The organism is Sphingobacteriaceae bacterium (genome assembly GCA_002319075.1).
Lineage (GTDB): Bacteria > Bacteroidota > Bacteroidia > B-17B0 > Aurantibacillaceae > Aurantibacillus.
In genome coordinates this window covers 3,379,157-3,405,990 of the sequence record NVQB01000001.1, presented here as the reverse complement: position 1 = coordinate 3,405,990, position 26,834 = coordinate 3,379,157, and the positions used below count along the sequence as shown (strand labels likewise).

The following is a 26,834-nucleotide window of genomic DNA, read 5'->3' as shown; positions in this document are numbered from 1 at the left end:
CACTTGTCAGATATAAGTTTGCATCATTAATAATCTTTAAAAGAAAAAAAATGACAAACGTAATTAACACAAGATTTAATCTACTCGAGTTTCCAAAACCTACTATGATTTCAGTGAACGGTGTAGTTCTGGAAGTATTCGAAGCTGGTCAACAAAATTCAGGGAACCCTATTTTTCTCTGTCATGGATTTCCAGAGCATGCATTTTCATGGCGTTATCAGGTACACGCTCTTGCAGCGGCTGGCTACCATGTTATTATTCCAAATCAACGTGGCTATGGCAACTCTTCACGCCCTACCGAAATAACGGAATATGACATTGAACATTTGACTGGTGACCTTATTGCACTGCTCGACCATTTTGGTTACAAGGATGCCACCTTTGTTGGTCACGACTGGGGTGCAAACATTGTTTGGAGTCTTGCACTATTGCATCCTGAACGGGTAAAAAAAATAATAAACCTGGCTTTGCCTTATCAAGAGCGTGGCGAAAAACCATGGATAGAATTGATGGAAGCACTATTTGGAGAAGACTTCTACTTTGTTCACTTCAATAGACAGTTCGGAGTAGCAGATGCTATAATGGATGAAAACACATCACAGTTCCTCCGTAATATATTCCGCAAAAATTTACCTCCCACGCCACCAGCGCCCGGAATGTTAATGATAAATCTTGCAAAAGCAGAAAAACCACTTGGGGAACCTTTAATGGAAGACAATGAACTGTCTGTATTTATTTCAGCTTTCAAATCATCGGGGTTTACAGGAAGTATAAATTGGTATAGAAACCTGGATAGAAACTGGCACTTCATGGCAGGAATAACCCCAATCATTCATCAACCCACTCTTATGATTTATGGTAAACGTGACGCGATTCCAGAGTCTGAAAACCTAAAAAATGTTGCTCTTAATCTGGATATTGTTCGTTTGGATTGTGGTCATTGGATTCAACAGGAAAAGCCAGAGGAAACTACCCAATCAATAATAAAATGGTTAGAACAACCTAATGTTTAACAAAGAAGTAGAAACCTTTTGTCCAACAAGCCAGGCAGATTGGAGACAATGGTTGAAAAAAAACCATCAGTCCAAACAATCTGTTTGGCTTATCTATTACACACGTAAATCTAAAATTCCTTCATTAAGTTGGAGTGAGGCTGTTGATGAAGCACTTTGCTTCGGTTGGATCGACAGCACAAAAAAAACGATCGATGATTCTTCGTTTATGCAGTATTTTAGCAAACGCAAACCTAAAAGCAACTGGTCTAAAATCAACAAAGAAAAAACTCTGCAACTCATTGAAAACGGCCGAATGACAAAAGCGGGCCACGAAAGTATTGAGATTGCAAAGCAAAACGGATACTGGACAATTTTAGACGAAATAGAAGAACTCATACTACCCAACGATTTAGAAAAAGCGTTCAATAGTCACAAGGGTTCCAAAGACTATTTCCTAAGTTTGAGTAAATCGGCAAGAAAACTCCTGTTAGGTTGGATTATCTTTGCTAAACGACAGGAGACAAGACAAAAACGCATTGACGAAGTTGTAAAAAGTGCGGGGCAAAATCTTAAACCAAAGCACTTGCGATAACAGAATAGGAACATAGGTTTGAAAGCGGGCACGTGCCGCAGTTGCCAGGCGCCTGCGAGAGCCAGCATAACCTCAGCGCTATTTTGAGCTTAACGATCAAATACTTAAATTGAGCTGGCAAAAAAAATCAAATAGTTGCCAAACGTTATAACCCATACAACGCACAATTCCTTCAAACAAAAAAGTACACTGAAAATAAAATATATGCCGGCATATACCTGGAAAATACAACTAACTAAACATTACTCAGACGAATTTCTACAAAAAGGCTCCACAGATAAAGAAAAGGCAGTTGAAGAATTTCAATTATTTCCATGGGATAAAGAGCTTGACGACTTCAAAAGAAGTGCAGATATTCCGACAATTCCGAAAATTATTTTTTCGGCAGACGATCAAAGGCAATTAGTTATTGAAGCCATTAACATAAACGGCTTTAACATCAGGTACTCGAATTTTTTATCTGGTAAGTTTTCTGACTTCTACGTTTCAAATGACTTTGAAAAAAACAACTTCTCGACAGAAGAAATAATCGGACTTTTTTTTGACAGCACTCTCGAATCCTATTTAAAACTTGAGGACATTGAAACAACCCCTACTCAAATTGCTGAAGAAAAAACAGAACAATCAACCGAGTTTGTTGAATTTAATTTTAAACCAAATCATTGGCACTTTATCAGTCCCAGATCTTTTTTATGGTTGGTCTTAGGGCTCCTTTATTTGAGACTATCTTATGTAAATGAAAACAAGCTGCCCATGATCGGTAATGTTGTTTTCATTTTTGTCTTCCTGGCACCAACTCTGATTCATCTTACCTATCTTTTGAAAAATTATTCAGCCAAAGTTAAAATTGATAGAATTCATAATGAGTTGACTTACACAAAAGGTTCCACACAAATAAAATTTAATCGCGACGACATTTTTAGGTGTCAAGTAACAACAGGCAAACATAGTTTGTATTCGACCGTTCATAATTATTCGTACGCCTGGTTTATTCTTAACAATGGCACTCATGTAACGGTTACCTGTTTTGTGGCAGACCCGTTTGAATTAGTTAGGGCTTTGAAATGTAAATACGAAGAAAAAGTGAGAACCTTTACGTTTCTTCCAATTTGAAAGCACGTTCAGAAATAACCTGTATGCGGCAGGTCGATTACAAAAGCAACTGAACTCTATTTAGTAAGGTTTATTGCTCAAATGGCAGAGAAGCCAATTTATTGTTTGAAGATTTTACCGGACCTTCTAATTACCTATAAGAACAACCGTAAAGTAGTGCTTGCAAATTTATTCCAATAAACCTTATCCCAAACTTTCCAATTGCCTGAAGATGGGTATTAAAGACTTGCCGTGCTCAGTAAGATAATATTCTATGTGCAAAGGTTTTTCTTTTACAATCACTTTTTGCAATAGACCAATTTCTTCCAGCTCTTTTAAGGCAACCGACAAGCTTTGTTTATTCGCACCTTCTATTTGACGGAGCAGACTGCTAAAACGCAATGGACTATCCACAGCATAGCGAAAAATTTCAGGCTTCCATTTTCCAGATAATTGTTTCAAAAGTGCTTGCGCCGGACAAGCCTCTGTGCTTTCTATATTTTTTTTAGTAGTCATTAAAACCTGACTTATTGCGTGACGCTTTATTTATTCAGAACTTTACACAAAGATAAAACAAATAGTGCAAGACATCCCGAAATATGAAGTGGCCTTATCTAATTTTACTATTAATAACATTTGGCAATTCTAATTGTCAGACTCAACCGAAAAAGAAAGTGGAAACGACCAATCCTCTATTATGCAATCCTGAAAGTGGCTTCTGTGAAATTCCGGAAACCCGCTCTGAAAGCACTGAAACTATATCTACAAGTGCTTCAAAAAAACAAATAAAAGTAATTTACTATACCGATCCAATTTGTTCTTCTTGTTGGGGTATTGAGCCGCAGCTCAGAAAACTAAAGTTAGAATATGGTAGTTTGATTGAAATTGACTATAGAATGGGCGGCTTGCTTCCCGATTGGAATTACAACAGTGGCGGCATCAGTAAACCTTCTGATGTAGCGCATCATTGGGACGAAGTAAGTGCTTATTACGATATGCCGATTGATGGCGACATCTGGCTGGAAGACCCACTGCCCTCGTCATACCCTCCATCTATTGCTTTTAAAGCTGCACAAATGCAGGATGAACAAAAGGCTGTCTTGTTTCTTCGCGAAATCAGGGAGATGGTTTTTCTGCAAAAAAAGAATATCTGCAAATGGGAACATATAGAACTCGCTGCAAAACATGCAGGATTAGATCCCGCAAAATTACACAAGGACTATGAAGGAAAAGCAAGAGAACTTTTTAATGAAGATTTAAAAGTAGCGAAAGAACTAGGCGTGCGAGGATTTCCAACAATGTTTTTTAGCGATACAGTTGGAAAAACAGAAGTTGTTTACGGATCTAAACCCTACGCGTCTTACGAGGATGCTATTAAAAAATTGTCGCTATCCCCTTTAAAATATAACTATGACAAAAACTGGAAATCTGTGTTCTTAAACTATAGTACATTAACTGCAAAAGAATTTGCTGAACTCACAGAAACACCCAGACCAGAGGCCGAAAAAAAGTTGGATGAGCTCACAAAAAGTGGAGTATTGGAAAAACTCACTACGAAAAATGGATCGCTTTGGAAAATAAAAAAGAAATAAACTTAGACTAATCCAATTCTCTAAAAAGAAGACTCTTTTAATCCCGGTTGGCATTTATACTAAATCCATAGTTAATGCGTTTATTTACAAAACGTAATACCATGAATTATTTGATTTTCTTTTTTTCGTTCCTTACGGCCTTTTTATTTTTTAGTTGTAGTAAGTCTGCAAAAAACTCCGACCAGCTTATTAATCCTGTACTTGGCGACGTGAGTTTCATGAAGAAATTTGGTCATCCTCCTTCAGCCACAACAGATGAGGATCTGCGTATCAAAACCCATTTTGAATATGTGGAAGGCTTTTTACGACAGAAAGACAAGTCGCACCTCTCACCAGCATTACAGCAAAAAAGAGAACATATTCTTGAATTGTTGCATACCTACTGGACTACAGGAATTTTTCCGCGCAATTACGATTATGCTGACAAACGTGTTCCTTGTTTTATCGACAAAAACGGTAACATTTGCGGTGTTGGTTATTTAGTAGAACATACAGCAGGTAGAAAAGAAGCTGAAAAAATAAATGGCAAGCACCAATACAAGAAAATTTTAGAAATGAATGATAAAAGCATCGACGAATGGATAGCTGCCAATGGCTTGACAAAAGAAGAATGTGCCATGATTCAACCTACTTACGGACCCACTCCCACCTATAATTACAATTACATTTCGCCTTCATACGGAATTTCTTCGGCACTTCTTGGTGGCGTAAACCTTTCTCTAAATACGATGAATACCATTCAGATAAGTACTAAAACAAAAAAGAAAACGGTGCCGGTACTGAGTTTATTCACGGGCGCAAGCTCTATTGTTTTAGGACTTGCTAATATGCCACAGGAAAAACAATATAGTACAGCATTTAGTAATACCAATGAAAGCAAAAAAAATTTATCGTTACTAAATATTGGCTTTGGAACAACAACATTCATTATGGGTATTTGTAATTTGGTAACAAACAGGAAAAAGAGTGAGAAATCTGTAGCCTGGACTATATACAATTTCCGGAGCCCTAACAATCAACCTGGATTTGCACTTAGTCTGACCAAAAAATTATAGACCAATTCACAATCCACTTGCTCTAAGTTTCGCACTTAGCCTTCTGAATTGTCGCATTACTACCGCACTTTTTATTAATTTCGTTACGAGATTTGTTCATTAAACAAAAGTAACATGAGAAAAATAATCGTAATGTCCATGATCTCGCTCGATGGCGTAATGCAAGCGCCAGGAGGATCTAAGGAAGACAAGTCTGAAGGTTTTAAATTTGGTGGCTGGACTCAGCCATACTCAGACAAAGCTTTTAATGAAGCGGTAAAAAAAGAATTAAAACCTGCCACCTATCTTTTAGGAAGGAAAACCTTTGAAATTTGGGAGAACTATTGGCCTGAACACGCAGACTTTTGGCCAGGCATTAACGAAGGAACAAAATATGTTTTTTCAAAAACCAGGAAAAAATCTGATTGGAAACATACGGAGTTTTTAAAAAACATCGCCGATATTAAAAAACTTAAATCCAGCAAGCCTGCAGTGGGCAAATCCGCACCAAAGACTTCTGACATTCACGTATGGGGCAGCAGTAAGCTTATTCATTTGTTATTACAACATGATCTTGTGGACGAACTCCACCTGAAAATTTACCCACTTGTATTGGGAAAAGGAAAAAAATTATTTGATACAACGCTACTTCCAGCTTCTTTCACTTTAGTAAATAGTTCTGTAACCACAACGGGCGTTATACTGGCCAATTACAAACGTAGGGGAAAAGTGAAGACAGGTACTATTAAAGTTTAAACAGAATAGTTTTCTCCCTGATTCAAAAAAGGAGTATACCTCACTAAGCGGATTGTTTACAAAACTTTTTGAAAAAGCTACCGACAGATTTTTGATAATGTTTATTGGATGTGATGCCATTGCAATTTACCAGTATTAGTTCTTTGGCTAATAAGCGTATCTTTGCATTAATTTTAACTATTACAAGTCTAATACATGTTCACACAAGATCAAATAACGAAAATACACGAGCGCTTCGGCAAAAAAGATTCTTTAGTTGCATACTTAAAAGCACTTAAAGAAATTGGTGTGGAGAAAGAAGAGTCCTTTGTTGCGGATGGCCATTCAGAATATCATGGTCAAAATCATAAAGTGGCTTCTCCTGCATTACACGAAAAATTGCCCATCTCAAAAGAAGTGAACCACGAAGAGTTTTTAAAACATTTGAGCCTGCATAACGAAGGAAAAACGAGTTATCTCGCCATGTCAAATGGTCTTGCCGGCAGTGGTATAGAAAAATGGTCGTTCGATACAACTAAAATGACGCTGACCTATTATGACCTTGATGGCAATGAACTTCTTGTAGAAGACTTGCATTGATTGCTGAAATGCCTTCTTCTATTCCTACATATGGCATAAACACCATTCTTAATGACAAGAATGGTGAGCTGGAAGTTTTTTTTCTGGGTGAAAAATCTGAGCACTCTGAAATAGATCTCTCCATTCCCTACAAAAGTAATTACTACAAAATTGGAATTTGTACAAAAGGAACTGCTAACCTCAAGGTCAATCTTGAAGATTACGAAGTAAAGAAAAATTGTTTAATGCTCATGTCTCCGAACATCATCAAACAATGGCCGGGCGTATCCAAAGATTTTAAGGCCCTGAGTTTGTTTTTCACAAGAGATTTTATCACGTCCACCACCCTCATCAACTTTGATCAATTTACATTCTTAGAAAGTTTTTCGAGACATGTTTTAAAACTGTCCAACAAAGAAACTGAGGATATTCATGCTTCCATGCTGCTGTTACAACAGAAATATGAAACGCCAAACCCCTACCGTTCTGAAATTTTAAAGACAACTATAGCGGGTTTATTGTTCGAAATAGCGGCCATTTATAACCAATACGAAGTTACGGCAAGCAGCAAACAATCGAGGGCGCAGTTACTTACCCGCGACTTTAAAAAACTGGTTATAACTTATGCCTTTAAACAACGAGGTTTAAAATTTTATGCAGAAAAATTATTTATAAGCCCAAAACATCTCACAGAAACTGTAAAGGCAGTAAGTGGTAAAACGGCAGGCCAGTGGCTAACAGAAGCGGTTGTGCTTCAGGCAAAAATTTTATTACAAGATCCAGCAAATACTGTCGCTGCAATTTCAGATCTCCTGCATTTTCCAGATCAGGCCACCTTTAGTAAATTTTTTAAAAAAAGTAGTGGTTATTCTCCCCTCGCTTACAAACAAGGTCTTTAGCCGATTCCGACTTTTAGACAAATAGTGCCGCTCTTCTGGCATCTTTAATCTGCATTCAAAAACAGACCTTTGAAAAAATTAATTTACTATGAAAATTTTAATCACAGGATCTACCGGGCAATTAGGCGGAGCAGTCATTCAAAGCCTTTTAAACCATACAACTGCAAACACTATAGTTGCCTTGGCGCGCGATGAAAACAAAGCAAAGCATTTAAAAGAAAAAGGCATTGAAGTTCGCCTTGGTCATTACGACGATATAGTCTCTCTCGAAAATGCAATGAAAGATATCTCTGTTGTTTTGCTGATAGCAGGAACAGACGAGGAAAAAAGAGTACAACAACACAAAAATGTAGTTGACTCCGCTAAAAAAACCGGTGTAAAAACAATAGCTTATACGAGCAGATGTTTACGAGATCGCACAACCTTGGCAAATGAATTAATGCAGGGACATTTCTTGACAGAAGATTACATCAAAGAAAGTAAGATGACTTACCTTCTTTTTCAGAATATCCTTTACATGGATTCTATTCCTAATTTTTTAGGTGAAACTGTTTTTGAAACAGGCATAAATGTTCCGGCAGGTAACGGCCAGGTTTCATTTTGTCTTCGAACAGATTTAGCAGAAGCCATGGCCGTTGCGCTTTTGAAGGAAACAAGTGAAAACAAAATTTATAAACTTACCGGAAGTAATTTGTATTCCTTTGATGATATTGCCACAACGCTTAGCGAATTAGCACAAAAAAAAGTTACTTACACTTCTATTTCCAAATCAGAATTTGAAGAAAACTTAAAAGAAAAAAACTTACCCGACTTCGTTATTCGTCGTATTAGTGGATTTTTAATTGATATCGCTAACGGGCAGGAAAATCAGATAACTACAGACCTGGAAGAACTGTTGGGAAGAAAATCTCTAACCTTAAAAGAAGGTTTAAACCGCATATACAAATTGTAGAAAGTAAAGAATATAAAATTTCTTACATTTAAAGTGTGAATCTTGCTTTTCACACTTTTTTTTGAAATGATTTTACGCTTCCTGGTTTTTATATTACTTCCCTGCTATTCTTTCGCGCAGTCAAATTCTGTGCAAAAAAAAGAAGAGCTTACAAAAGTTTATTCACAAGGCATTTCCGAATACATAAAAGCAATTTACACTAAAGATAAATCTCGTTACGACACTCTGTTTTTTGGAAAAAATCCGGAGTTTCCTGATATAAAATTGCCAACTGAAATTGCCAATACCAAAATCTTTGTTTTAACCCAGGAACAGGCCGATAAAAAACTCCTCTACAAAAAATCATTGGTATATATCAACATGATGGGCTGGGTTACTAAAGCAAATGCACAATTTATGCTCGTCACTTTTTTTGTCGGCGATGGTTATCGGCCGCAGCACAATTGCGAGATCGATTTTAATTTTGACGCTAAAGGCAAAGTTTACAAACTTGACCGGCTAGAATTTAAATATCCCTACTCCGGAAAGTAGAATTTATCACATCTTCTTGTCTTGGGAGAAACATCGCCTTCTCTTTTACAAACATTCCAATCCACAACAAAGCAATAAACAGTGTAGATGCCGGAAAAATTCCCCCCGAAAGCTCCAGAGAAAATGCCCCACTGAAATAACAGATGGCAAATAAAAAGCCCACTTTAAGTGTTTTAGGATAAATTAAAAGTGCAGCGATGAGTAGTTCGCTTAGGCCCAGAATCTCTATACACGAACCAAATCCTGTCTTGGTTAAAAATTGCATAACTGTTTCTGGTTCTTTACCAAGAATTTTTGCTACACCACCCATAATAAGCACGAGCGTAGGAAGTCCTATAAGTAATGCAGAAGTAATACGTTTTAGTTTAGTTGCCATCGTTTTTTATTTATGCTTCAAAATTACTTAACTTCGATCTTCATTAGTCAACACTTACCTATAGGTTAGTGAATGATTTATTCTCAAAAAAAAAGAACATGCTGAACCAAGAAGGTTGTCCGAAAAACATGCGCGCTATTAAAGATGCGATTGAAACGCTTGATGGAAAATGGCGCTTTTTAATCCTGATTTCTTTATCTACAGGAAGCAAACGGTTTAAAGAAATTTCGAAGGAAGTGGATGGCATTTCAGATAAAATGCTTTCTAAAGAATTACGCGCGCTTGAACAAAATAAATTAATACAACGCGAAGTCAGCATAGAATCAGTAATGAGCGTAACTTATTCCATTACCAAACACGGTAACTCCTTAGGAAAGGTGATGAAAGAACTCTACGCCTGGGGAATTGAACACAGAAAAGAACTTATCGGAAATTAAATTTATATGATGCACTACAAACATAAATTCTTTCTTTTACTGGCACTTCCATTTTTTGCCTGTAAAAAACCAGTAACCTTAAATGAAGTTTATTTCGGAGACCTGGCTCCTGCATACAGTACAGGCATCGAACACGGCGATACCGTAATTTACAAAACAGAAGTTTTAATGCTATTCTCAGACAGCAACGGTGTGTTGGTAAATGATACACGCGATATTACCGGAATAACAGGAATTCTAAAAGACAAACAGGAAGCCGTGAAAAATTATCCGGACCTCGATTTTAGTAAACAGGGATTTACAAAAATCCAAAAAGTACCTGTAGATGAATCGAATTTTATGATTCGCATTATCAACCCAAATGATTTTAATCTCATCTACAAATGCCATTATAATACCGAAACTAAAAAACTTAAGCTCGTACAATTTCTTGTTCAGGGTAAAGACACTTTATTTCTTACCAAGCCTCTGGGAGATAGCTTAGGCGTGTATTATTACTATGCAGCGCAAAGCATTCCAGGTCTTATCTATCCAAAAAAAGCAAGCAGTATTGACATCACAGCACCAAAGGAAGTTGAAGTCGAAGATGGCTCTTTTATCAAGGCAAATTAAGCTTTAAAGAATTAGCATTTTTAAAAAGAATGGCAAAAACCTGGACACGAAGAAAGTTTATTAAAGCAGGTTTTGTAACTGCCCTCGGTTTAATATTTTTAGACTCCATCTGGCTGGAAAAATTTTTCATTGAAACAAATGAATTTTTTCTTGGCAACGCTACAAAAAACAGTTCAAACATAAAACTGATACAGGTTTCAGATTTACATCTAACATCACTGACCCATCCTCTGAAAAAACTTGCTAAAAAAATAAATGTTCTTAAACCTGATCTCATTCTTATTACCGGCGACGCCATTGACGATGGAAAAAGCTTATACATCCTCAACAAATTCTTAAAGCTTCTTAGCCATGACATTAAGAAAGTCGCAATCCTTGGTAATTGGGAGTATTGGGGGAAAGTAGATCTTAACGAACTGGAATATACCTACAAAGAAAACAATTGTGACTTACTCATAAATAGAAATCTGCCCTATGAGATACGCGGGAAAACACTTACGATTACAGGAGTCGACGATTACCTGGGCGGCAAACCGGATATCATAGGAGCACTGGATGCCTTTAAACAAAGTGACTATCACATTGTATTGAATCATTGTCCGGAATACACAGATGTTATTTCTGAAAAAACAAAAAACGTAGACCTTATTCTTTCAGGCCATACACATGGCGGACAAATTAATTTGTTTGGCTTTGTCCCTTTTCTGCCACAGGGAAGCGGTGGCTATTTAAAAGGCTGGTATAAAGATGAAAAGAAGACCATGTATGTTTCAAAAGGAATTGGAACAAGCATTTTACCCGTTCGTTTTTTAGCAAGAGCTGAAATTGCCGTATTTAATCTGTTGTCCTAAAAGTCGTTTCCACCCCTGACATACCTTTGTCACTAACCTTCGTTAATTTTGATCCATAAACAGAAGCAGTATGGAAAAACAACAAGTATTAAGGGGTCTTGCAACGGTAAATTTTTATGCAACAGATCATGCTGCCGCCAAAAAATGGTACAGCGAATTTTTAGGAATAGAACCCTACTTTAATGTTCCTGGTTACACCGAATTTCGTTTAGGTGATTACCAGCAAGAACTTGGCATAATCGATGCGAGCTATGCGCCAAAGGGGTATTCCGGACTCCCTTCAGGGGCAATCGCGCACTGGCATGTAGATGATTTACTAGCTACACTCAACCGGCTCATTTCCTTAGGAGCAACACTCTATCAAACTGTCACTGACCACAGTGGCGGCAAGGGAAATTTTGTGACGGCTTCTGTGGTTGATCCCTTTGGAAATGTTTTAGGCATTATGACGAATAAACATTACCTCGAAATTCTTGAACAAAAAAAAGCAACTTATGACAACGGAAATTAAAGATGGTAAATTAGCGGTTTTTGCAAAAACGCGATCGGAATGGCGAAAATGGCTAAAGAAAAATGCGACCGCTGAAAAATCGGTTTGGTTAGTTCTCTATCATAAAAACAGTGAAACAAAATGCGTCAATTTGAATGATGCAACAGAAGAGGCTGTATGTTTCGGTTGGATTGATAGCCTCGCTAAAAAAAGAGATCCTGAAAGTTTTTACCTGACCTTCACTCCCCGTAACCCCAAAAAAAGTAAATGGAGTGCGCCAAACCGGGAAAGGGCTGCAAAGATGATTGCTCTTGGATTAATGACAGAACAAGGACAAAGAATGATCGACCAGGCCAAACAAAGCGGAAGATGGGAGCCTGAGTTGCTCACTAACTGGAAGTCACCTACCACTCATTAGAATGTTAAAGAATTAGGACGTTTATCGCGTTTTAACTACTTTTAAGACGAATCTGGTAAAAAGAAATAAAATGCAAAAACTTATTTTCATTTTCACTTGCATGCTCTTGCTGACTTTTAAAATCAGCGCTCAAAATCTGCAAACAATGGATGTGAAAGTCCTCACCAGTCCACTCTCTCACACACTGACACTTGTTATCAATGTAGAGAAAACTGCTAGCATTTGTGATTTTACTTTTAAGGTTCTTGACAAAACAGGTAAACTTTTAAAAACCGTGTACCTTCCTGATGCAGGAAGTAAGCTTGAAACCAGCGTTAAAATTGACGACCTTCCTTATGGCGATTACGACTTTGTTGTTTCCCGATTCAATAAAGAGTTGATCAGAGGTCAATTCTGTAAAGACGATTACAGGCTATAGATTTAAAAAAAGTTTCAGTCCCTCTTATTCTTCGCCTCGATCCAAAGCGCCATGTAGCGCGAACTTAAAGCTGTATGCTGCATAAGCATAGCTCCCGTGAAATTTTTCAAACGGTGCTCGTCCAGGTTTTTTTGAAGATTGGAAATAGCCGAAATAAAATCTTCCTCAAAATTTTCTTTTGCAAAAAGTGTATTGATAAGTGTTATTCCTCTCTGTTGCGCCTCTTTCCATGTATCTTCCTGAACATATAATTCAACTGCTGCTTCAGCAATTTCAGCTGCACTGTTTTTGATCTCACCACTCCATGCCAGAGATTCTTTCATAGCTTCTGCGCCAATATCTGTGGTTACATTAGGTGTACCGCAAACCATAGCGTCTGCAAGTTTGCCCTTAATACCCGCACCAAAACGTAGTGGGGCTATGCAGACTCTCGCCTTAGACATCACTTCCTTGGCATCTTCTGCCCTACCCTTTATTAAAAAACCTTCTTTTGGATTGTGAAGGTCAAATACTTTATGCGAAGGATAAGCGCCGTAAATAAAGAGTTCTGCCTTTGGCAATTTCTTCCGGATCAATGGCCAGATCTCCTGTTTTAAATAAAGTACGGCGTCCCAATTTGGTTCATGTAAAAAGTTCCCAATGCTGATAAAGCCCGAGCGTTCTGAAAAGTCTGGCCATCGCTTCTCATTTTCTTCAATGATTTTTTCTAAAAGGAAAGGGAGATAATATAAGAGCGAAGCATCTACTTTAAAATAGTCTGTGAGGATCTTCATTTCAACGCTTGAAATAATCAAAGAAAGATCACAACGGTAAATGCTGGCGATTTCTCTTTTTGCAATATCACTTACAAGATCTACTTCATTGAAATCACGTTTCTCCTTAAAAGCTTTGTGCCGTGCCGCTCTTAAACAATGTAGATCTTCTGTATCTAAAATTCTTAAAGCATGAGGACACTGTTCCGCTACCCGCCATCCAAATTGTTCTTCACTTGTAAACCGGTCAAACAAAACAATCGCAGGATTTAATTCCTTTACAAAAGAATCGAAACTCACGTCGTTTAACTGGATTGATTTTTTTTTCACCCCAATACTTTCCAGATCCGCCATGAATGCACTGTCATTTGCCGCACTCGCGAATACAACATCGTACTTATGGGATAGAAAAACGCGTATAATTTCCATCATCCGGCTTCCCGCTGCAGACGAAGCCGGCTCGGGCCATACTTTACCGATGACTAAAACTAGTGACATGGCGCAAAAATAATCAAATTAAAAGCACAAACCTCATGGCTATTTGATTGAGCATTGGAGTAGTGACGATGATGAAGCGCATTACTCAGAAATTTGTTAAGGTATTACTATTTGCCAAAGGCAAATACAATCTGTGTTAATCTATAATTACACGCAGATCAGTGAAACCTGGGTAATCTGCGTAAAACTTTTATACAGCCGGGCTGCATCGCTATCTTCGATCCATTATGATGGTTTCAAACATCGCATGTTGAATACCTCTTTATTGACTTTAATCAACAATTCAAATTTCTTCCTATTTTTAGTGCCATGAAACGGAAAATTTTCTTCCTCCTATTTTTCTCTGGTCTTTGTTATTCTAAAATCTTCGCCTGGGGCGCTCAGGGACATAGAATGATAGTGCTTATTGCAAGGAGTCAACTCGACCGTGAAACGATTTCCAACATCGATTTTTACTTAAACGGACTGAGTTGGGAAGAAGCTTCTACCTGGATGGATGACATTCAAAGAGAACCTAAGTACGACTACATGAAAACCTGGCATTACGTAAATGTGCCGAAGGATAAAACTTATGTCTACAACAAAGATCAGATCAATGTGGTTACTAAAATAGAATACTGTTTAAGAATGCTCTCATTAAAAACATACCAATCGGCCGAGGTGATTAACGAAACACTGAAAATACTTTTTCATCTTGTAGGCGACATTCATCAACCCCTGCATTGCGGGTACGAGGACGATCGCGGTGGAAATGAGGTATCGCTTTATCTTGTTCAAAAAGAAACCAACTTACACCGGGTATGGGATTCGGAAATAATAAAAAACAAAGAGATTGATATATGGCACTGCGCTAAAGTTCTGATAGGAATGAAACTCACCGACAAGCGCAGAGCGGAAATGGAAAAAACGGATGTGGTGGCCTGGATGAATGAATCAAGAATTCTGCTACCTGCTGTGTATGCCACCAATGGCAATAAAATTGATCAGAAATATTTAGATTCAAACGCTCCCTTAGTAGACGCGCAATTAATAAAGGCAGGATTAAGACTAGCTGCCATTCTGAATAAGTATTTTAAATAATTCTTAGAAAAATTTGTCTACAGTGAAACCGTAGGTCATAAATAAATTTTCGCGCTTTGTACGTTCAATCTTATTGTAAGTAAGTTTTGCGGTGAGACTCAGCCATTTTCTCAGGCGAATAGCCATATCCAGGTCGCCCTTATAAATAATATCATTGCCATACTCCAGCGAATTTTGGATGTAACCCGAGCCCGCGAAGGTAAAAAGCGAGCCATAATAATATTTTATTTGCAGACGCGCAGAATTTCTTGGCGTTTCATAAATATCATTAGTAGTATCTGAAAGAATAACATCGCTGTAATCGTAAAGAACTCCTTCGCTGATATTTATTTTAAAATTCACTTTATCCACAAGGTTGTACGCTACTCCAAGTCCGGCCTGCAACTGGTTATTGATCCGCAACGAATAACTTTTATTATAGTTACACAAACCCCAATAGTAAAAATGCGGGAAGGTCTTATAAAGATTGACATCGAGCAAACTCGAAAAATCATTATTCACCAGGCTGTTTTGTTGTTTGCCATACAGCCATTTATTACTGAAGTTAACCTGCAATGGCTTTTTACGGTAATTCAAATTAATTGTATTATTCAATAAATACGAGCGGTTAGTATTTGTGCGGTTGTAGTTTCCTGTTGAAGTATAATTTACATGGTAATGAATGGAGTCTGAAAACTGCGCAAAACCAGCAAAGGAAAATAAAGTAGAAAGAAATATGAGCAGGCATTTTTTCAAGTCTGCAAAGATGAAAAAAAATTGCCTGCATAAAAAAAATTAAAGAGAAATTAACTAATCAGCTGCTTTGATTCCTGACGGGCGTTTGCGAGGCCACAAAAGATAAATAAAAACAAATTGAAGCGGGATACGTAAAATAGCCCAGATCAGGTTTTGATTATCCGTCTTGTAAAAATCTATAGCCTGAGGCACATGAATAAGAAAAAGATACACCACTAACATAGCAATAATGAGCCAGGCAGAAACTCTTCGTGTTTGCCGGGGAATTAAAAATAAAGCGAGTAAAATTTCTGCCACGCCACTAATATAAATCAGAGGCAGCTGATAAGGCATCCAGTCTGGCATAATAAAAAGAAACTTTTCGGGCAGAAAAACGTGTAATAGTCCCATTACCGCATAAATGAAGGCCGTAATGTAAAGTATAAGAACTTTCAATTTCTTTGACATAGTTATAACAAGGTACTCATTTACTTATAATCTAAGCCACTTGGTTGAACTTCTTAATACCTGAAAATAAGAAACAAAGCGGTAGGTGCCTGGAAACCCATATTAATAGGAATAAAGTTTTGAGAGGAAGAGAATAATCCGCCGTTTGCAGAAGTAGTTTCTTCCGTTACCGCCACGTGCGCATTTAAATAAAATTCGGTGCCCAACAGTATATGTTTGGTAAACGCAACCATAAGTCCGCCCCTGCAAGAAGGACCTGCAAATACTTTTGTGGTTTCTGCAACAATTCTATTTGTATTAAAGGACTGATTCAGAGAAGAAGACGTTTTATTATAAATTACTCCTGCACCAAATTCTACGCCCCAGAAAGGAATAAATCTTTCCTGTTGCAGGTATTTTTTATCAAAACCAACACGGAACGAGACATTTAAATTCTGAACTTGTATAGCCGATACCCCGTCGTTACTCGAATTATCAGAAACATTAAATCCCGTACCAAAAGCAAAACCATTTCCGCTTTTAATATTACTTTTAGAATAACAAAAAATATAAGGATTGCTGTTAATCGAAGCGTTGCTGTTAAAACTAATAAATTGTTGCAACAACAAATTAGCCTGGATACCAAAATATTTATAGTGCGTTTTTCCTTTAGGAATCACGCTATCTGGAATAATGATTTTTTGAGCACTGCAATACAAAGTCACAGTCGTAAAAACGAGCACAAAATAGCCTTTCATAAAATTTGTTTTTATTTATTTTTTAAATGGATCAGAATACATTGGGTTAGTCAAAAAGTCTTCGTCTTTAAGACTATTAAGGAAAGCAATCAATGCAGATTTTTCAGTCGGCAAAATATTTAATTTTTTCGGAGCGCCGGCACTATTTACAAACAAACCACTCAGATTGCGATTCGGCTTAATATTATGACTATAATGATCAATAACCTCCCCGAGATTTTTAAACCGTCCATCATGCATGTAAGGCGCAGTAAGGGAAATATTTTTTAAAGTTGGAACCTTAAATAAACCTTTGTCTCCTTCTTTTTTAGTAAGAGCTCCCAAACCATTATCTGAATATTCTTCATCTAACCCGATATTAAACATTTGCGAAGGACTGGTAACTGCGCCGTAACTACCCGAGTTGGAAGGGTCGTGACAAGTTGCGCAATTATACTTTGTATGAAAAAGCTGGCGACCTTGTTCTTCAAGGGGAGTTAAATTTGGATCTGGTGCGAGCGTAGAAATACCATGCTCATGAAGAAATGTATTTCCGTTGTTAGTTTTAGAAGGGTCCTCAGAGTTTAAGCAGGCCAGGAAAGCCTCCAGTGCATAAGCAATTCTTTCAGTTGTGATTTTGGCATCACCGAATGCTTGAATAAATAAGTTAGGATAATAAGAGAGTGTATTTAACTTCGCAATTAAAGCTTCGAAATCCGAGACATTCATTTCATTATGATTCAAAACAGGATTTAAAACCATATCCGAAACACTATTTTGTCTACCATCCCAAAAAAGTATCACCGGCGTTTGATTGTACTTGCTTGGCACTGTAATATCGCCCGAAAATTGCTGCTGATTGAAGTTTTGCTGGAAAAATCCAGCCACGGGCGCAAATCCACGAATACCCTGAATAGAGGGCGAATTACGTTTCAGGTTAATGCCGTTAAATCCCTTATTGAACTGAACATTATCGGCGAAGGCAAATTCCTGTTTATGACAACTTCCGCAAGAAACCTGATTGTTAACGGATAGGTTTTTATCGTAAAATAGTACGCGTCCCAAAGTTGCAATGTTATTTTCTACAACATGCTTGCTCGCATAATCATACGGAATAACCGGTAGATTGGGCTCTTGTTCCAGCGCGCCTTCTTTAACAGTTTGTTCTTTTTTACAGGAAATAAAACTCACTGAAAAAATTAAGGTTAATGCCGTTACGCCGATTGCAAAGTTTAGGGATTTCATGTGAAAAGTTTTAAGGGTAAATGGGTACTTTTGCTAATAACGAATATACTTAAAAAATAGTATCAAAGGATGGATTTTTCAGAAAGGTGAAACGCTCCTTGCCCAACTTGCCACATAACCAATAATTACCGTTATTTTTGCATATGAACTTTTCCTATTTTAATTTCTGGGTAAGGAATGTCGTTTTGTATTTGTTTTTCTGTTTGCTTGGATTAATAGCTATCCTCATGGATAAAGATCATCCTATTCATGAAGATGGACAAGCTCTTAGAGCAATTTTCCAGGGCGGAATGATCGTACTGATTGCGCACATCCAGGTGTATGTGCACAACGTTTATCTTTATAAAAAATATTTCAGCAAAAACAATTGGAAGTATTTCTTCGGCATTGTCCTTTTATTCAGCAGCTATTTTCTCATCAATTATTTTACTCCTTTTCGCTTTGTGAGAAATGAGGAACCTGTAACCATGGGCATTTCCATTTTTACCGTGTACCTCGTGGGACTAGGATTTTATTACACGCATAAAAATATCTTAGAGCGTAATCTTTTATTTAAAACAGAACTTATTGAAAGAGATGAAGAAATCCGCCATTTAAAAGCGCAATTAAATCCACATTTTTTATTTAACGCTTTAAATAATTTGTATGGAACCGCCTTGACAGATCCTGCAGAAACACCTGATAAAATTCTTGAACTTTCAGATCTGCTGCGCTACCAGATCGAATCCTCCAAAAGAGAGCGTGTTTCTTTAGACGAAGAAGTTCAGTTTATCCGAAAATACTTAAGCTACGAGCAAAACAGAAATCCCAAATTAAAAATTGATTTTGAAACGGATATTAGTTCAGGGCTATCCAGTATTTCTCCTATGTTATTTATGCCTTTTATTGAAAATGCCATTAAGTACAGTGCGCATACCGATCACCCTTTTTGTTTTTTATCCATCCATAGTGATAAAAAAAACCTCGAATTTAAAATGCGCAACAATTTTACAGAAGATGGCAGGAAATTTTCAGGTACTAATACAGGCATCTCCAATACAAAAAAACGCCTGGAGTTAACGTATAAAAATAAACATGAACTTTTGATAAGCGACGCCAATAAAGTGTATTCGGTAGAGCTCAGTATAAAACTTTAGAAGTATGAAATTAAAATGCCTCATAATTGATGATGAAGCTCCTGCTCATAAAGTATTACACGCACACATCGCCAAAACAGATCTCCTGGAAGCGGTAGGTGACGTTTATGATGGAAAAGAAGCGCTTGATTTTTTGAGTAAAACAAAAGTAGACCTTGTTTTTCTCGATATTGAAATGCCCAAACTTACAGGCCTCGAACTCTTGCAATGCCTTCCCTACCACGTACCTGTGGTGCTAACAACAGCCTACAGTAATTTTGGATTCGAAGCCTACCAGAATGACGTGGTAGACTATTTATTAAAACCAATTTCTTATCCCCGCTTTTTAAAGGCCATTAATAAAGTGAGTAATCTTATCACACCTAAAAAAGCAGAGGCCAGTGTTAAGTTTCCCGATATCGAATTAAAACACGAAGGCGTTCTAAAGATCATCAACACAAAAACCATCCTTTACATAGAGGCAGTTGGCAATTATATTAAGATTCACCTTGACCAGGAAAAACCACTATTGGTTACCCAAACCATGAAATACATAAGTTCACTTCTTCCACCAGAACACTTTACCCGTATCCATAAATCTTTCATCGTTAAACGTGAAGCGATCTCTGAAATTAAAAAAACAGAAATTACGCTCAGTAATAAAATGGTATTGCCTATAGGTCGTAAGTATTCTGTTTTGTTGGAATCGTGACGCCTTAGTTTAGAAAAATAAGGAGCTGTTATGGTAAAACAAAAAAGCAACCTGTATTAAAACAGATTGCTTCTTTAAAATAGGTTCTTAAATTTAGTTTCCTAATTTATAAAGCATTTTTGTATGCTCGTAAATCGCGCCCACAAAGGTCTTTTCAACATTATAGGGCATATTAAATTCTTTTGCTGTAGAAGCTACTATCTTAGAAATCTTCGGATAGTGAATGTGAGAAATACCTGGAAATAAATGATGTTCTACCTGAAAATTTAATCCTCCAACCAAATAAGAGATCACCGGATTTCTCATGGCAAAATTTGTAGTTGTACGTAACTGATGTTCGATAAAATTATTCTCCAACATACCTTCCTCATTTGCTAAAGGAAATTCATTGTCCTCGGTCACGTGGGCTACCTGAAATACGATGGCCAATGTTAATCCTGCCACGTAATGCATCACTACAAATCCCGTCAACCAGTTTAAAATGGTCATTTCCTTTATTAAAAAATACGGAACTAGCATATAAGCGTAATATAAAATCTTTGAAACAATCACTACTGCTAGTTCTTTTCCAAAAGTAGTGTTCGCTGTTTTTAAATGCCCTGCTTTGTTATAACGGATTACCTGTTTGAAATCTTTTACCGTACTCCACATTAAAGTCATCAGACCATAAAAGAACCAGGCATATAAAAACTGGAATTTGTGAATCTTCTTTTTCTCAGCATGAGGCTCGAATCTTAAAACACCAACCGGTGCGATATCTTCATCATGATCGTGCACATTTGTGTAAGTATGGTGAATAACATTGTGTTGAATTCTCCAGTTTAATGCGTTTCCCGATAATAATCCGATAGAGAAAAAGCCAAGAATTTTATTAAAGCGATCACTTTTACTATAACTTCCGTGATTTGCATCGTGCATCACGCACATGCCTATTCCGGCCATACCTAATCCCATTAATACCGATAATAACAGCCAGATACTCTTGCTTTCAAAAACATTAAATACAATAAGAAAATAAGGTACCAGGTAAGCAGCGAACATAACAAGCGTTTTCAAATACAAATGAAAGTTACCGTACTTGCTGATTTTGTTTTCTTTAAAATATGCGTCGACTCTTTTTCTAAGTTCGTTTTGAAAGGTTCGGTTTGCTCCGTTGTTAAATCTAAGGGTGCTGTTGCTCATAAATTACGTCTATTAATTTGTGTATATCAAAGATACGCTACGAGGCCACCAATAGATGTAAAAAACGGATCAACAGCGGTGATATTGTATGAACGCCGTTCGTCATGAAAGCCCTGTCTTTATTGTTGTTAAGGAAGGTTAAGGCTTCCCTGTTATGCTAAAATACAAATGCGCCACCAGTATAGCGACGCATCGTTTTTTGTCTATTTCTAATATCAGTTTTTATCGCATTGCCGTAAAATTCGTCTTAGCAAGAGTCATATGCAACACGAAGCGTTCTGAAATGTGACTTTTTACTTCCACCGAAAACACCTCCCTCGAACGGAGATCAAAAATTTGTCCTGTAAGCTTATCTTCTATAGTAACCGTATAATAGTCGGGCAACAAAAGTGCAGGGTGTTTCTTAAAAGTGAAAGTACCCCTCAAATCAGTATGAACAATAAGAGGTAAAGAAGCTTTTCGCACCAAAGGCAGAGTTTCTATCATGATTTCCGGACCTGCAAAATTTTCTTCATGCTTATAAACCATTGCTTCTTCATCCTCAGAATAAATCAATACAACCGGTTTATCAATAGGAGCTGCCTGAGTAGCATGTTTCTGGCTCGTAATAGTATTAAAACCGCCAAACACTATTAGGAAAAGTAAGGTTAAAGATGATTTCATGGTATTGGTATTAAATTAAAGTAGATGTTTATCCATTCAGTATAGTTTTCGCGTCAGTTTAATTATTTCATAGCAGTTAAATGTGTTTTTGTCAAGCTCATTTGTAAGACAAAGCGCTCCGGAACATGTTTTTTTACTTCAAAAGCAAAAGTCTCTTCCGATTTCAGGTCATAAACAGCACCAGTAAGTTTATCTTCTATTGTAATGGTATAATACTCCGGCACTATAAGAGAAGGATGTTTTTTGAATGTGAGTGTGCCATTCACTTCAGGATGAACGATCATAGGTACCGAAGCTTTACCGTAAACAGGCAGTGTTTCAATTAAAATTTCCTGGCCCGACATATGGTCCTCGCTTTTATATATAAAAGCGTCTTCATCTTCCGAATAAACCATAATAGTTTTGTTAGCAACAGGAGGTTTGGTAGCGCGTGTTTGTGCTGCTGCCGAATTCGCTACTGTAAGGAGAGCGATTAAGAGGAGTGTAAAAATTGTTTTCATGATAAAGTGTTTTAAATAATTTTTCGCTTAATTCTACATCACAAAGTAAGCTCAGAAAAAGACCATTTTATAAGCCATTGTCCGGTTCATATTTCACATGTAAGATTTTTTTGGTTTTCGTAAACAACTTTTTTTGCAGTATTAAGCCCGGGAGGAAGCCCTGAGCGGCTTTAGCGGTCACAAAAAAGAGCTTATCATCCATCGCAGGTTTTGTCATTTTTTTCCGGGCGGGTCTAAAATCAGCAATGGACACTGCCTAAAGTTGAAATGGTAACGAGAAGAAAGTGATGTCAGAATTGAAAAACAGTCAATAATGCCGGGCAGTTTACTCCATCCTCTTAACCTCACGGTCAAATGATGTTAATGGCTCCCCACTTTTCTTTAAAACTATTTTGCATTAAAATCAGCAGGGGGTACAACTGCTGAGCACACCTTTATGGCTATGAAGGGCGAAGCCGGATCTATATCGACACTTATGAAAAAAAAGAAATTTATCTTATCCTGAAACATTTCATGCCGGCTTTTTAAAACTCGGGAAAGAAAAGTCATTCTAATACACGAGCAGTTGAAAAAAGATAACTGGTCTGTGAATAAGCCAGAAGTACACAGGGGATATAAGCTGGAATTTTACTTTACGGCTCCTTTGGTTTTACGCTGCAAATTTCAGAATAATTAAAGAACATTTAGATAACGTGCCAATGGTAAAAACTTTATTATCTTACACGTAAAATTAAAAACTCAAAAACCATGAAAAGATTTGCAACAGCCAACTGGCAGGGAACAGGTAAAGAAGGAAAAGGAAACTTAACTTCACAAAGTACTGTATTAAACAAAACACAATACTCTTTCGGGTCACGCTTTGAAGAAGGCGTGGGAACCAATCCTGAAGAGCTTGTAGCAGCAGCACATGCAGGTTGCTTTACAATGAAATTAAGTTTTAATTTAAGCGGCGCGGGGTTTCCGCCAGCTAACATCGATACCAGGTGCGACATTACTTTAGATCCTGCAAAAGGGGAAATTACAAATTCGCATTTAACAGTAAAAGCAAAAGTACCTGGAATTGATAAGACGAAATTTGATGAATTGGTGGCAGATGCAAAAGCAAATTGTCCTATTTCAAAACTTTACAAAACAGAAATCACTTACGAAGCTACTTTAGAAGCCTAAGCTAAAAGCCATAAAAAAACCCTGAAGTTTTATTTATTTCAGGGTTTTTTAGTTTATAATGGTGCAAATTTTTAGAAATGTACTGTACGAATTCTTCTTCCTTTACTTCTTTTGTAATTTGCTTTAAGTGCAATACCATAAGTAATATTTACAGATATGTAAGAATCTTTGTTATTAGGATTTCCACGCGGAGCCTGGTTAACCGGTGTTACACCATCTGCCAAAGTACCACGCCAGCCGTAATTCTTTTCCATTCCGGCAGGTTGTTTGGTTACTTCTGTATTTCTGTTTGAAAGAGCAACGGATGTAGAACTAGGCAAATCGGCCGGACTCTTGTAAGTCGTAGAAATATCATCCAGGTAATCTGTATTTGTATAGCGCCAGTTAATTTCTAACCCAATACGGTGAGCGCGGCGACGTTTATTCAGTGTTACATAAAAGCCTAAACCTAAGGGTGCCGCAAATCCAAAGCGAGAATAAGTAACTCCTTCTGTTTTATAAGGCTGTAAATCAACCCATGCCCCCTGATACAACGTTTTCGGATTATGGTGAAAAACACCGGCACCTGCAAAAATATAGGCAGTAAAATAAACGCTTGTTCTTGAGTAAACTCCTATCGGCTGTTTAGAATCAAAAAAAAGCCAGTGGAGAGTAGCTTCCAGATCATAAATGTCGTTTCTGAAACTTAAATTTCTATAGCGCCTTCCTGGATTTATAGAAAGTTTATCGTCTCCTTCTATTCTTAAATAATTTAACGCCAGGCGTGCCGACAAATTTGGTTTAAATTTGTAACGCATATAAATAGATTCGTTCCAGCGGGTTTTTGCTAGCTTCAAATCAAGGAGCCACGGTCTGCCTTTTTTAGAACGACCGCCAATCTCCCCAAGATAATTGGATACTCCGGTCATTACACCAAATTCCATTTTATACCCTTTCTGAGCCTCCAACACAAAAGAAGAAGAGTTCAAAAGAAATCCAATAACAAGTATAAAATGCTTATTACGTTTTAACATTCTGTAATTTTCACAAGCCCCAAATATATACAATTTACTTCATAAAGCTTTGAGCAAAAACCTAAATTCGACCAAAATATAGCAAATTAACTGCTTTAAAGTCTGCACTTTACAATAGTTTCAACACAATATACGATAGGACTAAGGAAACGGACTTAGCAATTATTTATACCTTTAACAGCTTATGACAAAATTTGCAATTGCTATACACGGTGGCGCTGGAACGATACTACGTTCTGCCATGACGGACGAAAAAGAGGTTAGTTACCGGGAAGGACTCCAGCACGCTATCGTAGCCGGAGAAAGCATCCTTAAAAAAGGAGGAAGCAGTTTTGACGCTGTAGAAGCCGCTATCAGGAGTCTTGAGAACAATCCCCTGTTTAATGCCGGCAAAGGTGCTGTGTTCACCAATGAAGGCAAACACGAGATGGACGCTTCCATTATGAATGGAAAAGACTTGATGGCAGGAGCTGTTGCGGGCGTTCAGAATATTAAGAATCCTATTAGCCTTGCGCGCGCTGTAATGGAAAAATCGGAACATGTTATGCTGGCCGCGGCAGGTGCAAACGAATTCGCAAAAAAAATAAATGCTGAATTTATGCCCGATGATTATTTTTTCGTGCAACTCCGCTACGATCAATTGCAACAAGCCTTACAAAGTGATACTATAGTTCTTGATCATACTTTGCCGGATGATAAAAAATTCGGAACGGTAGGTGCCGTGGCTATCGACGTGCATGGTAACCTCGCTGCAGGAACCAGTACTGGCGGCATGACTAATAAAAAACACGGACGTGTGGGAGACACTCCTATCATTGGCGCAGGAACCTATGCAAATAATAACACCTGCGCAATTTCGTGTACCGGGCACGGAGAATTTTTCATCCGTTCGGTTGTAGCTTACGACATTTCCTGTTTAATGGAGTATAAAGGCCTCTCTTTAAAAGACGCCTGCAATGAAGTAGTGAAACAAAAACTTGTAAAAATTGGCGGCGAAGGTGGATTAATAGCCATCGACAAAAATGGAAACATTGAGCTGCCCTTTAATAGCGACGGCATGTACAGAGCTTCGCTTAAAGAAGGTGAAAAAATGTTTGTAGGGATTTACAAAGATTAAAACCACTAAGACACTTAGAAAACTGAGGGCCACTAAGACAATTTTTGTGGTCTATTTTTTCTTCATTTCCACTTTTGAAAAACTAAGTGTTTCTAAGTGATCTTAGTGCCTTAGTGGTAAAGCTAGTCTTCCGGTACAACCTTAAAAGGTGAAAAAATGTTTGTAGGGATTTACAAAGATTAAAACCACTAAGACACTTAGAAAACTGAGGGTCACTAAGACAATTTTTGTGGTCTATTTTTTCTTCATTTCCACTTTTGAAAAACTAAGTGTTTCTAAGTGATCTTAGTTCCTTAGTGGTAAAGCTAGTCTTCCGGTACAACCTTAATAGGATGTAGTGTCATCTTCTTAGTCTTCAAATCAAATTTATCTCCGAAAGCTAAAACGTGAACTGTAAGATTTTCAATAGAAACAGGTTCGCCCATTTGCACATCGGTAATATTGGTATGACGCATATGCGTGCCATCTACTAAAATTACAAGTCCCGAGCCAATGCCCTCCATCATATGTCCATCGGTAATTAAAAGGCCGGTATCTTCTCCTAAGCCAATACCTAAATTTATAGGATTACTGGCACAGGCGTACAACAAGCGGCCAATGCGACCACGCTGCACAAAGTGTGTATCAATAATAACGTTATTGATAAATCCTAGTCCGCCCGTAATTTTTACCTCTCCTTTTAATAATGCTTCAGAACTACTTCCCTGATAAATCATATTGTTGGAGCTCGCCGCAGCGCCTGCAGAAGTTCCGGAAATAACGAAGTGTTCATTCTGGTAACGCTCTAACAAAATATGATGAAATTGCGTGCCCCCGAAAATAGAAGTCAGTCTTAACTGATCTCCACCGGTAAACATCACAATGTCTGCTTTTCTTAAACGTTCTAAAGTTTCAGGTGCATTCGCCTCCTCGCGGGTGCGCACATCCAGAACAGCTGTATTATGTATCCCCAGTGCTTTAAAGGCGTTTATATATTCTTCCCCTACTTCTTTTGGAATGTTACTGGCCGTTGTTATAATTTCAATCTGAGAGTCATTTCCTTTTGCAGATTCTGTACTCATTCTTCTCAAAATACCTTTCTCGAAAAATTTGAGATGTTGCGGAAGATTTTGTTGCGGCAGGGTTTCTGTGCCCTTCGTGAAACTTCCTTTGTCAACTGATCCGCCGATAATAATTAATCTACCTTTTGGTGCATCCATACTTTTTATACTTGTGGTTATAATGGTATCGCGTAAAACTACCGTAATTATCTTTATTTATGGCAAGATGCGCTTTTCACTTATCACCTT

Annotated in this window: 33 protein-coding genes; 21 read left to right on the top strand and 12 right to left on the bottom strand. The window is 37.5% G+C overall.

Annotated features, from left to right (window positions below; all coding sequences use genetic code 11):
- The first annotated feature begins 50 nt into the window (after positions 1-50).
- From CNR22_14750 to CNR22_14740, 3 genes are all read left to right on the top strand, one after another.
- Positions 51-1,013 (top strand): alpha/beta hydrolase, encoded by a 963-nt coding sequence (locus tag CNR22_14750; GenBank protein PBQ32980.1) that lies wholly within the window; start codon positions 51-53, stop codon positions 1,011-1,013.
- Complete coding sequence (locus tag CNR22_14745) at positions 1,006-1,587, top strand: hypothetical protein (protein PBQ32979.1); 582 nt, start codon at positions 1,006-1,008, stop codon at positions 1,585-1,587. The genes CNR22_14750 and CNR22_14745 overlap by 8 nt, the downstream gene beginning before the upstream one ends.
- 204 nt (positions 1,588-1,791) lie before the next feature.
- A complete protein-coding gene (locus CNR22_14740) occupies positions 1,792-2,700 on the top strand; it encodes a hypothetical protein (GenBank protein ID PBQ32978.1) in 909 nt (302 codons plus the stop codon).
- A 183-nt stretch (positions 2,701-2,883) separates the two neighbouring features.
- Here CNR22_14740 and CNR22_14735 read toward each other — a convergent pair whose 3' ends face one another.
- On the bottom strand, positions 2,884-3,195 hold the full coding sequence (locus CNR22_14735) for a transcriptional regulator (protein PBQ32977.1): 312 nt from the start codon (positions 3,193-3,195) through the stop codon (positions 2,884-2,886).
- An 83-nt stretch (positions 3,196-3,278) separates the two neighbouring features.
- On the opposite strand from CNR22_14735, the gene CNR22_14730 reads away from it, so the two are divergent.
- From CNR22_14730 to CNR22_14700, 7 genes are all read left to right on the top strand, one after another.
- The gene (locus CNR22_14730) at positions 3,279-4,271 is read left to right on the top strand and encodes a dithiol-disulfide isomerase (protein ID PBQ32976.1); all 993 of its coding nucleotides are present in this window, start codon (positions 3,279-3,281) and stop codon (positions 4,269-4,271) included.
- 74 nt (positions 4,272-4,345) lie between these two features.
- A complete protein-coding gene (locus tag CNR22_14725) occupies positions 4,346-5,326 on the top strand; it encodes a hypothetical protein (protein PBQ32975.1) in 981 nt (326 codons plus the stop codon).
- A gap of 114 nt (positions 5,327-5,440) precedes the next feature.
- On the top strand, positions 5,441-6,061 hold the full coding sequence (locus CNR22_14720) for a dihydrofolate reductase (GenBank protein ID PBQ32974.1): 621 nt from the start codon (positions 5,441-5,443) through the stop codon (positions 6,059-6,061).
- Between the two features lie 195 nt (positions 6,062-6,256).
- Entirely contained in the window at positions 6,257-6,640 is a 384-nt protein-coding gene (locus CNR22_14715; protein ID PBQ32973.1) for a phage envelope protein, read from the top strand.
- Positions 6,637-7,518, top strand: coding sequence for a hypothetical protein (locus CNR22_14710; protein PBQ32972.1), 882 nt, complete (start codon positions 6,637-6,639; stop codon positions 7,516-7,518). The genes CNR22_14715 and CNR22_14710 overlap by 4 nt, the downstream gene beginning before the upstream one ends.
- An 88-nt stretch (positions 7,519-7,606) precedes the next feature.
- The gene (locus CNR22_14705; GenBank protein PBQ32971.1) at positions 7,607-8,470 is read left to right on the top strand and encodes an NAD(P)-dependent oxidoreductase; all 864 of its coding nucleotides are present in this window, start codon (positions 7,607-7,609) and stop codon (positions 8,468-8,470) included.
- Between the two features lie 66 nt (positions 8,471-8,536).
- On the top strand, positions 8,537-9,001 hold the full coding sequence (locus CNR22_14700) for a hypothetical protein (protein PBQ32970.1): 465 nt from the start codon (positions 8,537-8,539) through the stop codon (positions 8,999-9,001).
- On the opposite strand, the gene CNR22_14695 is transcribed toward CNR22_14700, so the two are convergent.
- Positions 8,976-9,377 (bottom strand): hypothetical protein, encoded by a 402-nt coding sequence (locus CNR22_14695; GenBank protein ID PBQ32969.1) that lies wholly within the window; start codon positions 9,375-9,377, stop codon positions 8,976-8,978. The two genes, CNR22_14700 and CNR22_14695, sit on opposite strands and share 26 nt — an antisense overlap.
- A 98-nt stretch (positions 9,378-9,475) precedes the next feature.
- On the opposite strand from CNR22_14695, the gene CNR22_14690 reads away from it, so the two are divergent.
- The 6 genes from CNR22_14690 to CNR22_14665 all read left to right on the top strand — a co-directional run bounded on the left by CNR22_14690 (position 9,476) and on the right by CNR22_14665 (position 12,603).
- A complete protein-coding gene (locus tag CNR22_14690; protein ID PBQ32968.1) occupies positions 9,476-9,814 on the top strand; it encodes a transcriptional regulator in 339 nt (112 codons plus the stop codon).
- A gap of 9 nt (positions 9,815-9,823) precedes the next feature.
- Positions 9,824-10,426, top strand: coding sequence for a hypothetical protein (locus CNR22_14685; protein ID PBQ32967.1), 603 nt, complete (start codon positions 9,824-9,826; stop codon positions 10,424-10,426).
- Between the two features lie 29 nt (positions 10,427-10,455).
- Positions 10,456-11,277, top strand: a complete 822-nt coding sequence (locus CNR22_14680) for a metallophosphoesterase (protein ID PBQ32966.1) — start codon at positions 10,456-10,458, stop codon at positions 11,275-11,277.
- Positions 11,278-11,347: 70 nt separating this feature from the next.
- Positions 11,348-11,788, top strand: coding sequence for a glyoxalase (locus tag CNR22_14675; protein PBQ32965.1), 441 nt, complete (start codon positions 11,348-11,350; stop codon positions 11,786-11,788).
- A complete protein-coding gene (locus CNR22_14670) occupies positions 11,772-12,185 on the top strand; it encodes a hypothetical protein (protein PBQ32964.1) in 414 nt (137 codons plus the stop codon). Before CNR22_14675 ends, CNR22_14670 begins: the two co-directional genes overlap by 17 nt.
- Positions 12,186-12,255: 70 nt before the next feature.
- Positions 12,256-12,603 carry a hypothetical protein gene (locus tag CNR22_14665; protein ID PBQ32963.1) on the top strand — a complete coding sequence of 116 codons (348 nt, stop codon included), beginning with the start codon at positions 12,256-12,258 and terminating at the stop codon, positions 12,601-12,603.
- A 14-nt stretch (positions 12,604-12,617) separates the two neighbouring features.
- On the opposite strand, the gene CNR22_14660 is transcribed toward CNR22_14665, so the two are convergent.
- On the bottom strand, positions 12,618-13,853 hold the full coding sequence (locus CNR22_14660) for a glycosyltransferase (protein PBQ32962.1): 1,236 nt from the start codon (positions 13,851-13,853) through the stop codon (positions 12,618-12,620).
- A gap of 309 nt (positions 13,854-14,162) precedes the next feature.
- Between CNR22_14660 and CNR22_14655 the strand changes: the two genes are divergently transcribed.
- The gene (locus CNR22_14655) at positions 14,163-14,933 is read left to right on the top strand and encodes a hypothetical protein (GenBank protein ID PBQ32961.1); all 771 of its coding nucleotides are present in this window, start codon (positions 14,163-14,165) and stop codon (positions 14,931-14,933) included.
- Between the two features lie 3 nt (positions 14,934-14,936).
- On the opposite strand, the gene CNR22_14650 is transcribed toward CNR22_14655, so the two are convergent.
- The 4 genes from CNR22_14650 to CNR22_14635 form a co-directional block, all read right to left on the bottom strand.
- Positions 14,937-15,656 carry a hypothetical protein gene (locus tag CNR22_14650; GenBank protein PBQ34916.1) on the bottom strand — a complete coding sequence of 240 codons (720 nt, stop codon included), beginning with the start codon at positions 15,654-15,656 and terminating at the stop codon, positions 14,937-14,939.
- Positions 15,657-15,722: 66 nt separating this feature from the next.
- Positions 15,723-16,115: a DoxX family protein gene (locus CNR22_14645; protein ID PBQ32960.1), complete on the bottom strand. Its 393-nt coding sequence runs from the start codon at positions 16,113-16,115 to the stop codon at positions 15,723-15,725.
- Positions 16,116-16,168: 53 nt separating this feature from the next.
- Positions 16,169-16,852: a hypothetical protein gene (locus tag CNR22_14640; protein ID PBQ32959.1), complete on the bottom strand. Its 684-nt coding sequence runs from the start codon at positions 16,850-16,852 to the stop codon at positions 16,169-16,171.
- Between the two features lie 15 nt (positions 16,853-16,867).
- On the bottom strand, positions 16,868-18,076 hold the full coding sequence (locus CNR22_14635) for a hypothetical protein (protein ID PBQ32958.1): 1,209 nt from the start codon (positions 18,074-18,076) through the stop codon (positions 16,868-16,870).
- 143 nt (positions 18,077-18,219) lie between these two features.
- Here CNR22_14635 and CNR22_14630 point away from each other — a divergent pair, with 143 nt between their 5' ends.
- On the top strand, positions 18,220-19,212 hold the full coding sequence (locus tag CNR22_14630) for a hypothetical protein (GenBank protein PBQ32957.1): 993 nt from the start codon (positions 18,220-18,222) through the stop codon (positions 19,210-19,212).
- Between the two features lie 4 nt (positions 19,213-19,216).
- Entirely contained in the window at positions 19,217-19,903 is a 687-nt protein-coding gene (locus CNR22_14625; protein PBQ32956.1) for a DNA-binding response regulator, read from the top strand.
- A 93-nt stretch (positions 19,904-19,996) separates the two neighbouring features.
- Here CNR22_14625 and CNR22_14620 read toward each other — a convergent pair whose 3' ends face one another.
- The 3 genes from CNR22_14620 to CNR22_14610 form a co-directional block, all read right to left on the bottom strand.
- Positions 19,997-21,085, bottom strand: coding sequence for an acyl-CoA desaturase (locus tag CNR22_14620; protein PBQ32955.1), 1,089 nt, complete (start codon positions 21,083-21,085; stop codon positions 19,997-19,999).
- A 222-nt stretch (positions 21,086-21,307) separates the two neighbouring features.
- Entirely contained in the window at positions 21,308-21,748 is a 441-nt protein-coding gene (locus CNR22_14615) for a hypothetical protein (protein ID PBQ32954.1), read from the bottom strand.
- Between the two features lie 62 nt (positions 21,749-21,810).
- Positions 21,811-22,248, bottom strand: coding sequence for a hypothetical protein (locus CNR22_14610; protein ID PBQ32953.1), 438 nt, complete (start codon positions 22,246-22,248; stop codon positions 21,811-21,813).
- Positions 22,249-22,995: 747 nt separating this feature from the next.
- Here CNR22_14610 and CNR22_14605 point away from each other — a divergent pair.
- Complete coding sequence (locus CNR22_14605; GenBank protein PBQ32952.1) at positions 22,996-23,415, top strand: OsmC family peroxiredoxin; 420 nt, start codon at positions 22,996-22,998, stop codon at positions 23,413-23,415.
- Between the two features lie 71 nt (positions 23,416-23,486).
- Here the strand turns inward: CNR22_14605 and CNR22_14600 are convergent, their stop codons facing one another.
- Entirely contained in the window at positions 23,487-24,428 is a 942-nt protein-coding gene (locus CNR22_14600; GenBank protein PBQ32951.1) for a hypothetical protein, read from the bottom strand.
- A gap of 184 nt (positions 24,429-24,612) precedes the next feature.
- Here CNR22_14600 and CNR22_14595 point away from each other — a divergent pair, with 184 nt between their 5' ends.
- Positions 24,613-25,545: a beta-aspartyl-peptidase gene (locus CNR22_14595; protein PBQ32950.1), complete on the top strand. Its 933-nt coding sequence runs from the start codon at positions 24,613-24,615 to the stop codon at positions 25,543-25,545.
- A gap of 305 nt (positions 25,546-25,850) precedes the next feature.
- Here the strand turns inward: CNR22_14595 and CNR22_14590 are convergent, their stop codons facing one another.
- Positions 25,851-26,744, bottom strand: coding sequence for a cyanophycinase (locus CNR22_14590; GenBank protein ID PBQ32949.1), 894 nt, complete (start codon positions 26,742-26,744; stop codon positions 25,851-25,853).
- Positions 26,745-26,834: the final 90 nt, after the last annotated feature.

Excerpts from the sequence above, each read along its gene's own strand:
- CNR22_14600 (PBQ32951.1), bottom strand. The coding sequence starts at position 24,428 with ATGTTAAAACGTAATAAGCATTTTATACTTGTTATTGGATTTCTTTTG.
- CNR22_14665 (PBQ32963.1), top strand. The coding sequence starts at position 12,256 with ATGCAAAAACTTATTTTCATTTTCACTTGCATGCTCTTGCTGACTTTT.
- CNR22_14715 (PBQ32973.1), top strand. The coding sequence starts at position 6,257 with ATGTTCACACAAGATCAAATAACGAAAATACACGAGCGCTTCGGCAAA.
- CNR22_14635 (PBQ32958.1), bottom strand. The coding sequence starts at position 18,076 with ATGAAATCCCTAAACTTTGCAATCGGCGTAACGGCATTAACCTTAATT.
- CNR22_14655 (PBQ32961.1), top strand. The coding sequence starts at position 14,163 with ATGAAACGGAAAATTTTCTTCCTCCTATTTTTCTCTGGTCTTTGTTAT.
- CNR22_14700 (PBQ32970.1), top strand. The coding sequence starts at position 8,537 with ATGATTTTACGCTTCCTGGTTTTTATATTACTTCCCTGCTATTCTTTC.
- CNR22_14725 (PBQ32975.1), top strand. The coding sequence starts at position 4,346 with ATGCGTTTATTTACAAAACGTAATACCATGAATTATTTGATTTTCTTT.
- CNR22_14660 (PBQ32962.1), bottom strand. The coding sequence starts at position 13,853 with ATGTCACTAGTTTTAGTCATCGGTAAAGTATGGCCCGAGCCGGCTTCG.
- CNR22_14705 (PBQ32971.1), top strand. The coding sequence starts at position 7,607 with ATGAAAATTTTAATCACAGGATCTACCGGGCAATTAGGCGGAGCAGTC.
- CNR22_14610 (PBQ32953.1), bottom strand. The coding sequence starts at position 22,248 with ATGAAAACAATTTTTACACTCCTCTTAATCGCTCTCCTTACAGTAGCG.
- CNR22_14685 (PBQ32967.1), top strand. The coding sequence starts at position 9,824 with ATGCACTACAAACATAAATTCTTTCTTTTACTGGCACTTCCATTTTTT.
- CNR22_14690 (PBQ32968.1), top strand. The coding sequence starts at position 9,476 with ATGCTGAACCAAGAAGGTTGTCCGAAAAACATGCGCGCTATTAAAGAT.
- CNR22_14745 (PBQ32979.1), top strand. The coding sequence starts at position 1,006 with ATGTTTAACAAAGAAGTAGAAACCTTTTGTCCAACAAGCCAGGCAGAT.
- CNR22_14640 (PBQ32959.1), bottom strand. The coding sequence starts at position 16,852 with ATGAAAGGCTATTTTGTGCTCGTTTTTACGACTGTGACTTTGTATTGC.
- CNR22_14680 (PBQ32966.1), top strand. The coding sequence starts at position 10,456 with ATGGCAAAAACCTGGACACGAAGAAAGTTTATTAAAGCAGGTTTTGTA.
- CNR22_14645 (PBQ32960.1), bottom strand. The coding sequence starts at position 16,115 with ATGTCAAAGAAATTGAAAGTTCTTATACTTTACATTACGGCCTTCATT.
- CNR22_14695 (PBQ32969.1), bottom strand. The coding sequence starts at position 9,377 with ATGGCAACTAAACTAAAACGTATTACTTCTGCATTACTTATAGGACTT.
- CNR22_14590 (PBQ32949.1), bottom strand. The coding sequence starts at position 26,744 with ATGGATGCACCAAAAGGTAGATTAATTATTATCGGCGGATCAGTTGAC.
- CNR22_14735 (PBQ32977.1), bottom strand. The coding sequence starts at position 3,195 with ATGACTACTAAAAAAAATATAGAAAGCACAGAGGCTTGTCCGGCGCAA.
- CNR22_14740 (PBQ32978.1), top strand. The coding sequence starts at position 1,792 with ATGCCGGCATATACCTGGAAAATACAACTAACTAAACATTACTCAGAC.
- CNR22_14750 (PBQ32980.1), top strand. The coding sequence starts at position 51 with ATGACAAACGTAATTAACACAAGATTTAATCTACTCGAGTTTCCAAAA.
- CNR22_14615 (PBQ32954.1), bottom strand. The coding sequence starts at position 21,748 with ATGAAATCATCTTTAACCTTACTTTTCCTAATAGTGTTTGGCGGTTTT.
- CNR22_14720 (PBQ32974.1), top strand. The coding sequence starts at position 5,441 with ATGAGAAAAATAATCGTAATGTCCATGATCTCGCTCGATGGCGTAATG.
- CNR22_14630 (PBQ32957.1), top strand. The coding sequence starts at position 18,220 with ATGAACTTTTCCTATTTTAATTTCTGGGTAAGGAATGTCGTTTTGTAT.
- CNR22_14675 (PBQ32965.1), top strand. The coding sequence starts at position 11,348 with ATGGAAAAACAACAAGTATTAAGGGGTCTTGCAACGGTAAATTTTTAT.
- CNR22_14595 (PBQ32950.1), top strand. The coding sequence starts at position 24,613 with ATGACAAAATTTGCAATTGCTATACACGGTGGCGCTGGAACGATACTA.
- CNR22_14620 (PBQ32955.1), bottom strand. The coding sequence starts at position 21,085 with ATGAGCAACAGCACCCTTAGATTTAACAACGGAGCAAACCGAACCTTT.
- CNR22_14730 (PBQ32976.1), top strand. The coding sequence starts at position 3,279 with ATGAAGTGGCCTTATCTAATTTTACTATTAATAACATTTGGCAATTCT.
- CNR22_14670 (PBQ32964.1), top strand. The coding sequence starts at position 11,772 with ATGACAACGGAAATTAAAGATGGTAAATTAGCGGTTTTTGCAAAAACG.
- CNR22_14605 (PBQ32952.1), top strand. The coding sequence starts at position 22,996 with ATGAAAAGATTTGCAACAGCCAACTGGCAGGGAACAGGTAAAGAAGGA.
- CNR22_14625 (PBQ32956.1), top strand. The coding sequence starts at position 19,217 with ATGAAATTAAAATGCCTCATAATTGATGATGAAGCTCCTGCTCATAAA.